Origin of the sequence: Pseudomonas sp. Tn43 (assembly GCF_014192635.1) — a bacterium.
Taxonomy (GTDB): domain Bacteria; phylum Pseudomonadota; class Gammaproteobacteria; order Pseudomonadales; family Pseudomonadaceae; genus Aquipseudomonas.
On sequence record NZ_JACHYG010000001.1, the window covers coordinates 289721 to 304420 of the forward strand.

A 14700-nucleotide genomic window follows, 5' to 3' on the forward strand; every position below is an offset into this window, starting at 1 on the left:
AGCCCCCTCGCCACAAAAGCCCGCTCCCACAGGGGTTATGCGGTGGATTCAGGTTGATCAGTGTTTGGCAACGAGATCTTTAGGCAGCTTGAACGTCCAGAGCATGCCGCCCTGGTTGAAGTCTTTGACGCGCTTGGCCACTTCGCCGCCCCACAGCGGTACCGCACCGCCCCAGCCAGAGAGCACGGAGACGTATTGCTCGCCGTCCATTTCCCAGGTCACGGGCGAGCCGAGCACGCCGGAACCGGTCTGGAACTCCCAGACTTTCTCGCCAGTCTTGGCATTGAACGCTTGCAGGAAACCTTCCGGCGTACCGGTGAACACCAGGTTGCCCTTGGTGGTCAGCACTCCGCCCCACAGCGGCGCGAAGTTTTTGTGGCGCCAGACTTCCTTGCCGGTTTTCGGGTCGATGGCGCGCAACACGCCGATGTAGTCTTCATTCAACGGTTTGATGGTGAAACCGGCACCCAGGAACGCCGCGCCTTTCTTGTAGGCGATGCCTTCGTTCCAGATGTCCATGCCCCACTCATTGGACGGTACATAGAACAGGCCGGTGTCGCGGTTGTAGGCCATCGGCATCCAGTTTTTCGCCCCCAGGAACGCAGGCGCAACGAATACCGAACTGCCTTTGGCCTCGGAACCCGGGGCCCCCGGACGGCTGGCCTCGTTGTAGATTGGTCGACCGTTTTTATCCAGGCCGCTGGCCCAGGTGATCTTGTCCACGAACGGGAAGCCGCGGATGAATTTGCCGTTGGTGCGATCGAGCACGTAGAAGAAACCGTTACGGTCCGCGGTGGCCGCGGCTTTGATTTCCTTGCCGCCTTCGTTGTAGTTGAACGACACCAGCTCGTTCACGCCGTCATAGTCCCAACCGTCGTGGGGCGTGCTCTGGAAGTGCCATTTGATCGTGCCATCGTCCGGGTTCAGCGCCAGGCGCGATGACGAGTAGAGGTTGTCGCCAGGACGCAGGTGCGAGTTCCACGGCGCCGGGTTGCCGGTGCCGAACAGCAGCAGGTTGGTTTCCGGGTCGTAGTAGCCGCCCAGCCAAGGGGCCGCGCCGCCGGTTTTCCACAGATCGCCCGGCCAGGTCTTGCCGGCTTCGCCGCCGGAGATGCCGTTCTCCACAGCCTTGCCGTCCTTGTAGACATACCCCATGTGACCTTCGACGGTCGGCCGGCTCCACAACAGGCTGCCGTTTTTCGGGTCGTAGGCTTCGATCTTGCCCACCACACCGAACTCGCCACCGGCCACGCCAGTGATCAGTTTGCCGTTGATGACCAACGGCGCGGCGCTGATGGAATAGCCTTCCTTGTGGTCGGCGACTTTCTTGCTCCAGACGACTTTGCCGGTGTCTTTGTTCAGGGCTACGAGCTTGGCGTCGAGGGTGCCGAAAATCACCAGATCGCCATACAGTGCAACGCCCCGGTTGATCACATCGCAGCACGGGCGGATGTCATCGGGCAGGCGCGCGTCGTATTGCCAGAGCTTGCGGCCGGTGCGCGCATCCACTGCGAACACCCGCGAGTAGGAACCGGTCATGTACATGACACCGTCCTTGATCATCGGCTGCGCCTGCTGACCGCGCTGTTTTTCGCCGCCGAACGAAAAGGCCCAGACCGGTCGCAGGTCCTTCACGTTGTCGACATTGAGGGTGTCCAGCGGGCTATAGCGCTGACCCTGGACGCCCAGGCCGTTGGTGACGATCTGGTCCGGGTTTTTCGGGTCCTGGAGGATGTCTTGATCGGAGACTGCGGCCAATGCCTGGCCAGACAACAGCATGGCACTGAGCAGCAGGCTCAAAACGAAGGGTTGGCGACGTGCGGGTTGGGTCATGACGGCTGCCTCTGCGGTTTTTGTTATACCCGGGGAATTTTCCCGGTCTGGTGCAGATTCTTGGACGCCGCCGTCCTTGCAACAATTGCCCGCAGTGCGGAGATTGCTAGTTCCTTAGTACCGGGTCGGTCGCGGATTTTGTGATGACTGATCGTTCCCACGCTCTGCGTGGGAATGCCTCAACGGACGCTCCGCGTTCGGCTCCGAAGGGACGCGGAGCGTCCCGGGCTGCATTCCCACGCGGGAGCGTGGGAACGATCATCAATGCTGGCCCGAATCCACCCGCCTCATCTGCCCCCGTTCATAACGCGGGTACAAATGGCTGACGCTGCGGATCAGCTCATAGCGACTCAGGCTGATCCCGGCGAAACGTTCAGGGATGGGGCTGCGGATCATCTCGGCCATGTCGCTGCCATGGGCCGCGCCATCGCGCATCAGTTGGTCCAGCCAGGTCAGATAATCGTGCATCTGCTCGAACGGTTTTGTATCCGTGGCCACCGGCCCATGGCCAGGGACGATCAGCGTCCACGGCAAGCCCTGCAGGGTCGCGATGTCCGCCAGCCACACCGACAGCCCAGGGCTATTGGGCGTGGTCAGGGCGCGTTGATAAAACACCAGATCCCCGGCAAACAACACGCCGGTTTTCTGGTCGAGAATAGCCAGATCCGCGCCGGTGTGCCCACCCAGACTCAGTAGGCGCAGATCGTGGTTCCCAAAACTGTGCACGCCTGGCGTCAGCCGTTGCGTCGGCAACACCACTTCGGTGCCGCGCATCCAGTCACCCACCAGCCGATACATGTTCTCGGCCATGGCATCACCCTGCTGTCGCAACAGTTCGGTGGTACCGGCCAAGGCACCAATTGGCACGTCGGTGAAAGCCTGATTGCCCAACACATGATCAGGATGGTGATGGGTCAGCAGCACCTGGATCACCGGTTTATCGGTGGTTGCCGCAATCGCTTTGCGCAGGGCCTGGCCATAGCGTTTCGACGGCCCGGTGTCGATGACCACCACGCCCTGTTCGGTGACGATGAACGCAGTGTTAACGATATTGCCGCCATTGCTCTTGGCAAAGTTGTCGGTGCTGCCTTCCAGCAACCAAGTGTCTTCGGCGATCTGCCGGGGCTTGAGTGCGTAATCGGGATCGGCCAGGGCCGACAGGCTCAGACTGATGAACAACAGCAGCATCCAGCGCATCACTCGCTCCTTGTCAGGGAATGGCCGCATCGAATTGATTGCCGCTGTTGTCGCGCAGCACCAGGCGCGTCTGCCCTGCCCCTTCGATATCGAACGCCAGATTGGGGTTTTCGCTGACCGCCGGGAACAACTCCAGGCGCGCCAGCAATTGATCGTTTTGATCGCGCAACTCGGCGTGATTGATGAAGAACTCCGGAATACCGCTGACCATGCCGTTGTCCATCGGATGCGAGACCTGCAAACGCACGCGACTGAACTCGCCACGGGGATAACGGCCACCCAGCATTTCGCCGATATGCTCCTCCCAACCCGCTTGCGTACGCACCACGCTTGGCGCGGTGCAACCGCCGCCTGCCGCATCGATCAGGGTCGAGCCGACATGCCACAGCCCGTCGCGGGTCAGTACCGCCGCACGCAGCGGCGTGGCCTGTTCAACGCGAATGCGGATCGACAGCCACGGCAGCACGCCGGTCAAGGGTTCGAAGTCGACGATTTTCGGCAGCGGATTGAGCTCCGCCCAGGCGAGGATGCGCACCACGTCGCCCTTGAACGCCCGAGCGTCGATTTCCAATGGCACTTGCCGGGCGTCTTCGGCAAATGGCGGCGCGAGCAACTTGACCCGCTCGTCGAACACGAACGGTGCGTCGCCGAGCATTTGCTTGTGATAGAACGCCCACATCACCGACGGCACCGGGTCTTTACCCGGCTCGACGTCAACCGCGTTCGCGGCCAACGGCAACCACCAGGCCAACAGGCAACTCGCTCGCCAGTTCACTATTGATACATCTCAGGCACGTCATACCGCAGGCCGTAACGGGCATAAATGGCTTTCACCGAGCCCTCGCGAATCAATACTTCCAGCGCCTCTTCCACGGCGTAGGCCAGTTGCCGGTTGCTTTCATGCACCGCCATGCCGATCTCCCAAAGCTGTTTGCCCATGTTCGGGTAGGCGTTTTGCGCCAGCGCCACTTGCGGGTCGGCGGCCTGATGAACTTGCCAGTCGATCTCGCCGCGCATGGCCATGACCGCGTCGACTTCACCGGCCTTCATCGCGGCAAACGCCTGGGGCACGCCCGGGTAATGATGGGTCTTGGCGGCGAGCATGCCGTTGAACACCGAGGTCAGGTAAAACGACGGCACGCTGTCGACTTCGACGCCGATCGGGTGTTGCTGGAACACCGCGACGCTGGCCACTGAGTCCAGTCGACGGCGGTCATAGGCCACTTGCCATTGTTCGGTCTGGTACGGCCCGAACATCACCACATGGCCGTTTTCCAGCTCACCCAGTTCATTGCGTTTGAGTGCGTAATCGCGATCGTAGGGCACGCGCATCATCAGGTCGGCCAGTTGCTGATTGTGCAACTGACTGGCCCGCCAGATGTAATCGCGCAGGTCGTCATCGAGCTTTTCCCCGGCGGGTGCCCAGATCAGCTTCAGACGTACCCCCATGGCCTTGGCCAGGGCCTGGGCGAGTTCGACATCGACCCCGCGAGCCTCGCCTGCGCTCTCAAAGCTGTAGGGCGCGAAGTCCTTGTACACCGCGACTTTCAGCTCGGCGGCGGCGATCATTTCGTCATAGGTACGGACCTGCGCCTGTGCTGCCTGGCAACACAGCCACACAACACTGATCAACACCGCGAGCAAACGCATGGGTCACTCCTCGACGCGCACGCTGTCCAGGTAGGTGCGTACCGCCCACAAGGCTTCCTGACTCAGGTAATCAGCCATCTTCGGCATGTACACCCGGCCGTCACGCACGGCGCCATGGCGCACGCGTTCGACGAACCATTCATCACCGGCCTCGTCGGCGTCGAGCATGCGCAAGTCCGGGGCGATGCCGCCGGACTTGGCTTCCAGGCCATGACAGGCCGCGCAGTTCTGGTTGTAGGCCGAAGAGCCGATTTGCACGGCTTTTTCGCGCTCCGGGGAAGAGCGGTAAGGGTTCGCCGCCGCCCAACCATCGGCATCGACTTGCACACCGGCATCCTTGATCGGGGTCAGTCCCTGGGTTTCGATGGCTTGGGGTACCACGTTGCCGTGGGCCCAGACGGCGCCTGCGTTGATGAAACCGGCCAGCAGTCCGGCAACGAGCAAGGCGTTGCGTTTTGTTGTCATTGTTCTGCCCTCAAGATTGCACGCAAAACCTCTTTGAAGAGGCTATGGCACCCATCTTAGGAACGGCTTTGCGCCAACCCCATGCTGCTTTGGTGGCCGCGACCTACTCCCTTGGTAGTAGGGCTTGTGGCGCGGGCCCAATGAATACGGGTTGGGCGCCATGCAGCTTGTCGACGCCGATCAGGGTCAGGATCAGTAAAAACGGCAGGAGCAGTGCCTTGAGAATTCGCATGGTCAATCTCCCCCTTGAATGATGGCCGCTGAAGACCATGCTAAAACCGCGCCGCCCGGGGAGAGTTACTACCTTGGTACTGGCCCATCGGTACTTTCTGCATATTTCCCCCCCCGTCCAGGGTTCCTATGCTGACGCTACCAGTGATGGAGTGCCTTTATGCGCCAGCTCGCCCCTTATGCCTTGATCTACCTGTTGGCGATTGCCTGCGCCGCCGGGGTGGCGACTCAGGTTCAGGCGACGGATGCGCCGCTGCAGGTGCAGATCGGTTACCTGGGCTATCGCCCCGATCCCGGCCCGTTGCTGTCGAACGTCATCCCCGAACCGACCGATGCCGGCCTGCGCGGTGCCGAACTGGCAATCGCCGATAGCAACAGTACCGGGCGCTTTCTCAATCACAGCTACAGCCTGGTCAGCGCCAGCGTCGACCATCCGGATGCGTTGATCGAAGCGGCCAAAGCCCAGCATGAACAAGGCCTGCGCCTGTTTGTGGTGAATGCTCCGGCGCAAACGCTGCGCCGGCTCAGCGCGGTGCTACCCGACAGCCTGCTGTTCAATGCCGGCAGCCCGGATGACAGCCTGCGCAGCACCGATTGCTTGCCGAACGTGCTGCACAGCCTGCCAAGCCGCGTGATGCTGGCCGATGCGTTGGCGCAATTTCTGGTGCTGCGCAAATGGCAGCGGGCACTGCTGATCGTCGGCCCGACCGCGGACGATCAAGCCTATGCCGCCGCCCTGCGCCGGGCGGCCAAGCGCTTCGGCCTGCAACTGGTGGCGGAGAAAGCCTGGAGTTTCGATAACGATCAGCGCCGCAGCGCCCAGGCCGACATGCCGCTGTTCACCCAGACCGCCGAGTACGACGTGGTGCTGGTGGCCGATGAACGCGGCGACTTTGGCGAATACGTGCCCTACCAGACCTGGTACCCACGGCCGGTCGCCGGCACCCAGGGCCTGACCCCGGTGGGCTGGCACAAGACCGTGGAAACCTTCGGTGCCGCGCAGTTGCAGAAACGCTTCGAAGCCCTGGCCGGGCGCTGGATGAATGACCGGGATTTCGCCGCCTGGATGGCCGTACGCAGCATCGCCAGTGCGGTGGGCAAGCTGCGCCAGACCGATGCCATGGCGATTCGCACGCTTGAAATCAGCGATCAATTACCGCTGGACGGCTTCAAAGGTCGCAAGCTCAGTTATCGGCCGTGGAACGGTCAGTTGCGCCAGCCGATCCCCATCGTGCAACCCAGGGCGCTGGTCAGCACCTCGCCGCAAGACGGTTTCCTGCACCCCGTCAACGAAATGGACAGCCTGGGTTACGACAAAGCCGAGGTCCGCTGCCGCTTTCTCTGATCCTTTTTTCACGACAACAACAAGAAGGAATCCGCCATGCGCCGCACCCTGCTCTCCTGCGCCCTGCTGCTCGCCGCCGGGCATGTCGCTGCCAGTACCGCCTGGGTCTCCAACGAAAAGGACAACAGCCTGAGCCTGATCGATATGCAGACCCTGCAAGTCACCGACACCTTGCCTGTCGGCCAGCGCCCGCGCGGCCTGTTGCTGTCCCACGACAACAAGTTGCTGTACATCTGCGCCAGCGATTCGGACCGGGTCCAGGTGATGGACATCGCCACGCGCAAGATCATCAAGGAACTGCCTTCGGGCAAAGACCCCGAGCAATTCGCCTTGCACCCCAACAACCGCTGGCTGTACGTCTCCAACGAGGACGATGCGCTGGTGACGGTGATCGACACCGAAACCTCCAAAGTGCTCGGGCAGATCAGCGTCGGCGTCGAGCCTGAAGGCATGGCCGTCAGCCCCGACGGCAAGTGGGCGGTGAACACCAGTGAAACCACCAACATGCTGCACTGGATCGACACCAGCACCCAGACCCTGGCCGACAACACCCTGGTCGATCAGCGGCCGCGTTTCGTCGAATTCAATCCCGATGGCTCGCAGCTGTGGGCCTCGGCGGAAATCGGCGGCACTGTGACGATTCTCGACGTCGCCAGCCGCAAGGTCCTCAAGACCCTGACGTTCCAGATTAAAGGCGTACACCCGGACAAGGTTCAGCCGGTTGGGGTCAAACTCAGCGCCGATGGCAAATACGGTTTCGTCGCCCTCGGCCCGGCCAATCATGTGGCGGTGATCGACGCCAAGACCTTCGAGGTCCTTGATTATCTGCTAGTGGGCCGGCGGGTCTGGCAAATGTCGTTCACCCCGGATCAGAAGCAACTGCTGGCCACCAATGGCGTCAGTGGCGACGTGTCGGTGATCGATGTCGACAGCCTCAAAGTCAGCAAATCGGTGAAGGTCGGGCGCTATCCGTGGGGCGTGGTGGTGACGCCATGAATGCCCTTGAAGTCAGCGACCTGAGTTTCGCTTACGGCGCGCGGGAGGCCTTGCGTCAGGTGAGTTTCAACCTGGCACCCGGGCGTTTTGCGGCGTTGCTCGGACCGAATGGCGCGGGCAAATCGACGCTGATTGCCCTGCTCACCCGGCTTTACGATGTGCAGTGCGGTGATATTCGGGTGGGTGGTTGCTCCTTGCGCACTTCGGCACGTGCGGCGCTGAAGCAATTGGGCGTGGTGTTCCAGCAAAGCACGTTGGATCTGGACCTCAGCGTCGAGCAAAACCTGCGTTACCACGCCGCATTGCATGGCTTGTCCCGGCGCCAGTCCGAGCTACGGGTCGACGCCGAACTGGCGCGCCAGACCTTGACCGAGCGCCGGGGCGAACGAGTACGCGAACTCAATGGCGGCCATCGTCGGCGGGTGGAGATCGCCCGCGCGTTGCTGCATGAGCCAAGCCTGTTGCTGCTCGATGAGGCCAGCGTTGGCCTCGATCCGGCCAGTCGCCTGGCGCTCAACCAACACATCCGCAGCCTGTGCCGGGAGCACACGATCAGCGTGCTCTGGACCACTCATTTGCTGGATGAGGTGCAGCCCAGCGACGACTTGCTGATCCTGCATCAAGGCCGCTTGGTGGCCAGCGGACAGGCCGATGCCCTGAGCCTGGAACATGGCGGCGACCTCGGTTCGGCCTTCGCTCGCCTGACCACCCCGGCCCCTTCAGGAGCAATCGTCGGATGAACGCTTATTGGCAATGTTTCAGCGGTATCGTGCTGCGTGAATGGCTGCGTTTCGTGTTGCAGCGCACGCGGTTTCTCAGCGCACTGGTGCGGCCGCTGCTGTGGCTGCTGGTGTTCGCCGCCGGTTTTCGCGCGGCGCTCGGCATCGCCATCATCGAGCCCTACGACACTTATATTCCCTACGAGGTTTACATCATCCCGGGTCTGGCCTGCATGATCCTGTTGTTCAACGGCATGCAAGGTTCGCTGTCGATGGTCTACGACCGGGAGATGGGCAGCATGCGCGTCTTGCTGACCAGCCCCCTGCCCCGGACGTTTCTGCTGTGCAGCAAGTTGCTGGCGACGTCGCTGATTTCGCTGTTGCAGGTGTATGCCTTTCTGGCGATTGCCTGGGTGTACGGCGTGCAACCGCCGGCCATGGGTTTGTTGCTGGCACTGCCGGCGTTGCTGTTGGTGGCATTGATGCTCAGCGCGCTGGGCCTGTTGCTGTCCAACGCCATCCGCCAGCTGGAGAACTTTGCCGGGGTGATGAATTTCGTGATCTTCCCGCTGTTCTTCCTGTCGTCGGCGCTGTATCCGCTATGGAAAATGCGCGAGTCCAGCGAGTGGTTGTATTGGCTGTGCGCCTTGAACCCCTTTACTCATGCGGTGGAACTGGTGCGGTTTGCGCTGTATGAACGTTTCAATCCGGTTGCGCTGGCAGTATGCGTGGGGCTGACGCTGGTGTTCGCACTGCTGGCGGTACTCACCTTCAACCCGCAGCATGCGGCGCTGCGCAAAACCAACTGACAGCTCCGACCCGATCGTTCCCACGCTCCGCGTGGGAACGATCAATATCCGGCAATCCAGCACAAAATTACTACTTTAGTACTGGTTTTCCTGTCTATCGTCGCATTCACAATGCACCGCTACTGGCATGTAATGGGTTCATAACTATAAGGACTGAACCCCATGCCCCGTGCACGACGTGTTCTGCTGTGCCCTTCTCTCGCCGCGCTGTCGCTGAGCCTGTTGCTGGGCGCGGCGCAGGCTGAAACAGCGCTGTTTTCCGCCGAGGGTTATCGCATCGGTCTGTACCGCAGCCCGACCCCGACTCAACTCCAGGGCGCGAGTATCATCGACACGCCGACCCTGCAAAACCTGCTCAAGCAGACGCCCCCGCCGCTGCTGATCGATGTCTACCGCCGGCAGTGGCTGCAAGGGCGTTTCATCGAAGACGAACCCCATGAAAACCTGCCCGGCAGCCATTGGCTGGCCAATACCGGTGACGGTGACCTGACGCCCCCCTGGCAGGACTATTTCGTGCGTCACCTGCAGCAATTGACGGCGGGCGACCTGAGGCGACCGTTGGTCTTTTACTGCCGCTCCGATTGCTGGTTGAGCTGGAACGCGGTAAAACGCGCCGCGTCCATAGGCTATAAAACACTGTATTGGTACCGCGACGGACTGGATGCCTGGCAAGCGGCGAATCTGCCCGTGACGCAGGCAAAGCCCGAGCCCTTTCCCTGACGTGAGCGCTTGCGTGTTGTAGCCACACCCGGATCAAAAATAATGAGGTGAAAGGCCATGTACAAAATTTTGATTGCCGACGATCACCCGCTGTTTCGCGAAGCCATTCATAACGTCATCAGCGACGGTTTCCCCGGCAGCGAGGTCATGGAAACCGCCGACCTCGACAGCGCCCTGGCCCTGACCCAGGAACACGATGACCTGGACCTGATCCTGCTTGACCTGAACATGCCTGGCATGCACGGCCTCAATGGCCTGATCAACCTGCGCAACGAGGCGCCGACCATTCCGGTGGTGATCGTCTCGGCCGAGCAGGACAAGCAAATCGTGCTGCAAGCCATCACTTATGGCGCGGTGGGCTTCATTACCAAGTCGTCGCCACGGGTGCAGATGACCGACGCCATCCAGCAGATTCTCAATGGCAATGTGTACCTGCCGCCGGACATTATCCGCACGCAGAAAAGCAGCACTCATCGCCGGATGAATGACACCCCGAGCTTCCCGCCCGAATTACTCCAGGCGCTGACCCGCAAGCAGTTGTTGGTGCTTGAGCGCATGACCAAGGGCGAATCGAACAAGCAGATCGCCTACACCCTGGAAATCGCCGAAACCACGGTCAAGGCCCACGTCTCGGCGATATTGCGCAAACTCAATGTGCACAATCGGGTGCAGGCGATTTTGAGTGCCGGGGATATTGATTTCGGGTCGTATTTGCGGCGTTGATGATCGTTCCCACGCGCTGCGTGGGAATGCCTCAACGGACGCTCCGCGTTCGGCTCTGGAAGAGACGCAGAGCGTCCCGGGCTGCATTCCCACGCAGGGCGTGGGAGCGATCAGACAAACACCAGAAAACTCAAGGCCGACCCAGCAAATGACTCATCGCCGTCTTGAGTTTCATCGGCCGCACCGGTTTGTGCATCAGGGTGTGGCCCAGTTCGCGGATTTGCTGTTTGAGTTCGTTGCTGTAGTTGGCGGTGATCATCATCGCCGGGATCGCTGAAGCACGACGGGCGTTGATCCGGGCCACGGCATCGACACCATTTTGCTCATCATCCAGGTGATAGTCGGCGATCAGCAGGTCGGCTTCGTCGTGATAATTATCCACTTGCCGCGCCAGGTCTTCTTCCGACAGCGCCGTGATCACCCGGCACCCCCAACCTTCAAGCAAGGTGCGCATTCCCGCGCAAATCGCCGCGTCATTGTCCAGCACCCACACCCGCGCACCGCGCAGGCGCTCGAGCATCGGTTCGCTCATCAGCAGGTTCGGCAACGCCTTGGGCGCCGTGGCACTCAACGGCACTTCGACGGAAAACATCGAGCCCTTGCCCGGCCACGAACGCACGTGAATCCGGTGGCCGAGAATGCGCGCGATTTTCTCCACGATCGCCAGGCCCAGCCCCAAACCGCGATCCTGATCGGGACGCTGCACGTCACCGCGCTTGAACTCCTGAAAAATCTCCTCCAGACGGTTTTCAGCAATGCCCATGCCGCTGTCCCAGACTTCAATGGTCAACCGCTGATGATGACGTCGGCAACCGAGCACCACACGCCCACTGTAGGTGTAGCGAATGGCATTACTCAGCAGATTACGCAGGATCCGCGCGAGCAACTGAATGTCACTGCGCACCAGCGCCGAACACGGGATGAAATGCAGCTCGAGGCCTTCGCTGCGGGCCACTTGGGTGTATTCGGCGGCGAGGTTTTCCAGCAGTTCGCTCAGGGCAAAGGGCGCAATATCCGCCTTGATCACCCCGGCATCGAGTTTGGAAATGTCCACCAGCGTACCCAGCAGGTTTTCCACGTCTTCCAGGGAATTGCTCACGTTGCGCACCAGCGTTTCGTTGGCCACCGGCTCCCGGCGTTCGAGCAAGGCGCTGGTAAACAGCCGCGCAGCATTCAGCGGTTGCAGCAGGTCGTGACTGACCGCTGCGAGAAACTTGGTCTTCGACAGGTTGGCCTGCTCGGCCTCGAGCTTGGCCTCGCGCAAGCGTGATTCCACCCGGCGGCGTTCGTCGATTTCACGCAGTAATTGGTCATTGAGAGTCGTCAGTTCGGTGGTGCGTTCGCGCACCCGCAATTCAAGGTTCTGATAGGCCTGATGCAACGCCTCGGCGGTGCGGCGACGCTCGGTGATGTCACGGATCAACACGAAAATCCCCACCACTTCTCCGGTGGCCAGGCGATTGGGCACGTAGGAGCGCAGCATGTAGCGCTCCTGATTGTTGATGTTGGTTTCAGCAAACTCGAAGGTCACGCTCTCGCCGGCCAGGGCCCGGGCCACGTAGGCTTCCAGGCGCTGGTAATGTTGCTCGCTGTGAACTTCGCGCAGGCTCTGCCCGAGCATCACGCCCCGGGGCCAGCAGTACCATTCTTCATAGACCTTGTTAGTGAATTCATAAACCAGATCGGCATTCAGGTAGGCAATCAGCGCCGGCACATGGTCGGTGATCAGGCGAATCCAGCGCTCGCTTTCGCTGAGGGCTTCGGCGTGCTGGTAGCGTTCGGTGATGTCGGTGAAGGTGTTGACGAAACCGCCGGTGGGCAACGGATGGGTGCGGATTTCCAGCACCCGGCCATCGTAGAGGCGCTGCTCGCATTCCTGCACGTGCCGCCCGTTTTGATCGCGACTGGCTGGGGTCAGCAGGTTCAATTCGCTGTCGGCAATCACCTCGGCGAACGGTCGATGGGCCGCCACCGGGGCCAGGCCGCTGAGTTCCAGGAAGCGCCGGTTCCACAGTTCCAGAATGCCCTCGGCGTTGACCATCGCCACGCCTTGGGACAGGTTGTCGACCGCCCGTTGCAACAAGTGCGACTTCTGCGCCACGGCCTGTTCACGGCGCAGGGTTTCGCTGAGTTTGACGTCGGTGATGTCAGTGAACAGAATCACCCGCCCGCCTTCCTGGGTCGGCCGTTCGCTGACTTGCAGCCAGCGCCCGTTGTGCAGGCGATAGAGCAGGTTTTCGTCGGCATGCCCACGGGGTTCTTCGCTGAACAGTCCGGTCGCGGTCATGAGCCGCTTGACCTCGCGCAAGCGCATGCCGGCGTTGATCCGCACCCGACTGTTGCCCCAGAACGCCTTGAAGCGGCTGTTGAACAGCACGATCCGCTGCTTGGCATCGAACAGCACAAAGGCGTCGGAGATGCTTTCGATGGCGTCGATCAAGTGTTGATGGGCCGTTTCGGCCCGCAGCCGCGCTTCGCTGAGCAAATGATTGCCCGCCTTGAGTTCGGCCATGGCCTGGTTCAGGGCATCGGTGCGCTCACGCACCTGTTCGGCCAGCACCACCGAATGCTGGAACGCCGCATACGGGTCGTTACCGCGGGTGATGCCGGATTCGATGCGCTCGATCAGCGCGCCATTGATGCGCTGCAATTTGTGGTTTTCGCGGCGCAGGCTGGCGATTTGCGCCTGAAGGTCAGCGCTGTCCAGGGGTTCGGCCTCGGGCAATGGCAACCCCGGTGAAGGTCTGGTTGATGTGCATGCCATTGAACTGTTCTCCGTAGGTGTTGAAACCCATCACCCGCTGATCCCGCAAAAACCCGCCGATCTGCTCGAGATTGCCGCCGTCTTCCAGTTCCAGACGCCTGAGAAAACAATCGCAGCCGATGGTCAGCAACAGGTCCCCGAGACGCTCCTGCAAACCGTCGAACAGGTTTTGCAGATTCGGCAGCATGGGGCCGGGGGTCATGACGGTGAGGACGATGCCGTTTTCCACTGCGCAGTAGAAACTCAGGCTCAGGTCCGGATGAACCTGCTGGATCGCCCGCACGTAATACTGATCGTTGATGCGCACCGCCAACGGGTGTGCGGCAAAGACCCGATAATCGAGGTCGGCTACCGCCACGCCGATGTGCCGGGCGTACTCTTCGGCGGCGGGTTCGGCATTCAGCTCGAACACCCGGCGCGAGGCGCTGTCGGCAGCGGTGACTACCAGTTTCTCGGCCCTGGGCAGGATGTGGTGGGTGGTGAAGACTTCGAAGTCCAGCCAGGTATTGACCAGCACCACCACCGCCGCGCCACTGTGAAACTCGCCGCCGAAATACACGTGGGTGTGGGTCAGGTAGTTGTCGTCGCCGGCCGAACCGCCGAAATGCGGAATGTCGCCCAGCGCCGCACTCAGGGCTGCGAGAACCATTTCCTCACGACTGGACAGGCCATCGAGCAGGGTCAGGGCAAAGCTGTTGCCCTTGATCGGCGCCAAGGTGTTGCTGCGACAGCCACTGACCAGTCGTTCGACCATTTGCTGGGCATCGATCAGGCTGAAATGCTCCATCTCGTCGATCAGTTCGGTGGAGATGGAAAAGTGCCGATGATCGAAGCCCACCGCCGTCACGCAACTGCGGCCATAACCTTGGGGGGTGATTTCCCCGGCGCTGGTGCAACCCACCAGCCGGATGCCGCCGAAACTTTCCTGCAAGGCCTGGCCCAGCGCCTGTAAGTCGTACTCGGCGGAGCAGAAGAACAGCACAAAGCCCAAATGCGGATGCAAGAGTTGTCGCGCCAGATCCTGCGCCGCTTGCTGGGCATCGGTGGCCTGGGACATGGCGCTGACCACTCCGTCGTTCTGAACCTGCTCCATTGCTCGCCCCTCGCCGGTGCGCCTGTATGAGGCACGAGTGTACGAAGCCTGCGGGCGGGGACGAATGCTACTTGGGTAGTGGGTGGGTGGTTCGATGGGATGAGAGGGGGATTTGCACGATGGCGTGGCGGGAGCTTGTTTGACTGGAGCTTGTG

13 protein-coding genes are annotated in these 14700 nt (G+C 61.3%); 6 read left to right on the forward strand and 7 right to left on the reverse strand.

Annotated features, from left to right (window positions below):
• Positions 1 to 57 precede the first annotated feature (57 nt).
• From FHW68_RS01220 to pedF, 5 genes are all read right to left on the reverse strand, one after another.
• The gene (locus FHW68_RS01220; protein ID WP_095634799.1) at positions 58 to 1833 is read right to left on the reverse strand and encodes a PQQ-dependent methanol/ethanol family dehydrogenase; all 1776 of its coding nucleotides are present in this window, start codon (positions 1831 to 1833) and stop codon (positions 58 to 60) included.
• A gap of 261 nt (positions 1834 to 2094) precedes the next feature.
• Positions 2095 to 3030: a quinoprotein relay system zinc metallohydrolase 1 gene (locus FHW68_RS01225; RefSeq protein ID WP_183678239.1), complete on the reverse strand. Its 936-nt coding sequence runs from the start codon at positions 3028 to 3030 to the stop codon at positions 2095 to 2097.
• A 13-nt stretch (positions 3031 to 3043) separates the two neighbouring features.
• A complete protein-coding gene (locus tag FHW68_RS01230; protein WP_183678241.1) occupies positions 3044 to 3805 on the reverse strand; it encodes a quinoprotein dehydrogenase-associated SoxYZ-like carrier in 762 nt (253 codons plus the stop codon).
• On the reverse strand, positions 3805 to 4680 hold the full coding sequence (locus tag FHW68_RS01235; protein ID WP_183678243.1) for an ABC transporter substrate-binding protein: 876 nt from the start codon (positions 4678 to 4680) through the stop codon (positions 3805 to 3807). The genes FHW68_RS01230 and FHW68_RS01235 overlap by 1 nt, the downstream gene beginning before the upstream one ends.
• Positions 4681 to 4683: 3 nt before the next feature.
• Positions 4684 to 5145 carry a cytochrome c-550 PedF gene (gene pedF, locus FHW68_RS01240; protein ID WP_007907036.1) on the reverse strand — a complete coding sequence of 154 codons (462 nt, stop codon included), beginning with the start codon at positions 5143 to 5145 and terminating at the stop codon, positions 4684 to 4686.
• A gap of 391 nt (positions 5146 to 5536) precedes the next feature.
• Between pedF and FHW68_RS01245 the strand changes: the two genes are divergently transcribed.
• The 6 genes from FHW68_RS01245 (at position 5537) to FHW68_RS01270 (ending at position 10688) form a co-directional block, all read left to right on the forward strand.
• A complete protein-coding gene (locus FHW68_RS01245) occupies positions 5537 to 6721 on the forward strand; it encodes an ABC transporter substrate-binding protein (protein WP_183678245.1) in 1185 nt (394 codons plus the stop codon).
• 36 nt (positions 6722 to 6757) lie between these two features.
• Positions 6758 to 7717, forward strand: coding sequence for a YVTN family beta-propeller repeat protein (locus FHW68_RS01250; RefSeq protein ID WP_095634794.1), 960 nt, complete (start codon positions 6758 to 6760; stop codon positions 7715 to 7717).
• Positions 7714 to 8457 (forward strand): ABC transporter ATP-binding protein, encoded by a 744-nt coding sequence (locus tag FHW68_RS01255; RefSeq protein WP_183678247.1) that lies wholly within the window; start codon positions 7714 to 7716, stop codon positions 8455 to 8457. Before FHW68_RS01250 ends, FHW68_RS01255 begins: the two co-directional genes overlap by 4 nt.
• A complete protein-coding gene (locus FHW68_RS01260; RefSeq protein WP_095634792.1) occupies positions 8454 to 9245 on the forward strand; it encodes an ABC transporter permease in 792 nt (263 codons plus the stop codon). The genes FHW68_RS01255 and FHW68_RS01260 overlap by 4 nt, the downstream gene beginning before the upstream one ends.
• Before the next feature lie 162 nt (positions 9246 to 9407).
• The gene (locus FHW68_RS01265) at positions 9408 to 9965 is read left to right on the forward strand and encodes a PQQ-dependent catabolism-associated CXXCW motif protein (protein WP_183678249.1); all 558 of its coding nucleotides are present in this window, start codon (positions 9408 to 9410) and stop codon (positions 9963 to 9965) included.
• A gap of 57 nt (positions 9966 to 10022) precedes the next feature.
• Positions 10023 to 10688 (forward strand): response regulator transcription factor, encoded by a 666-nt coding sequence (locus tag FHW68_RS01270; protein WP_063343411.1) that lies wholly within the window; start codon positions 10023 to 10025, stop codon positions 10686 to 10688.
• A 130-nt stretch (positions 10689 to 10818) separates the two neighbouring features.
• Here the strand turns inward: FHW68_RS01270 and nahK are convergent, their stop codons facing one another.
• Together nahK and nosP are read right to left on the reverse strand one after the other, a co-directional pair.
• Positions 10819 to 13413 (reverse strand): hybrid sensor histidine kinase/response regulator NahK/ErcS', encoded by a 2595-nt coding sequence (gene nahK / locus FHW68_RS01275; protein ID WP_095634790.1) that lies wholly within the window; start codon positions 13411 to 13413, stop codon positions 10819 to 10821.
• Positions 13382 to 14545 (reverse strand): nitric oxide-sensing protein NosP, encoded by a 1164-nt coding sequence (nosP, locus tag FHW68_RS01280; RefSeq protein ID WP_095634789.1) that lies wholly within the window; start codon positions 14543 to 14545, stop codon positions 13382 to 13384. Before nosP ends, nahK begins: the two co-directional genes overlap by 32 nt.
• Positions 14546 to 14700 lie beyond the last annotated feature (155 nt).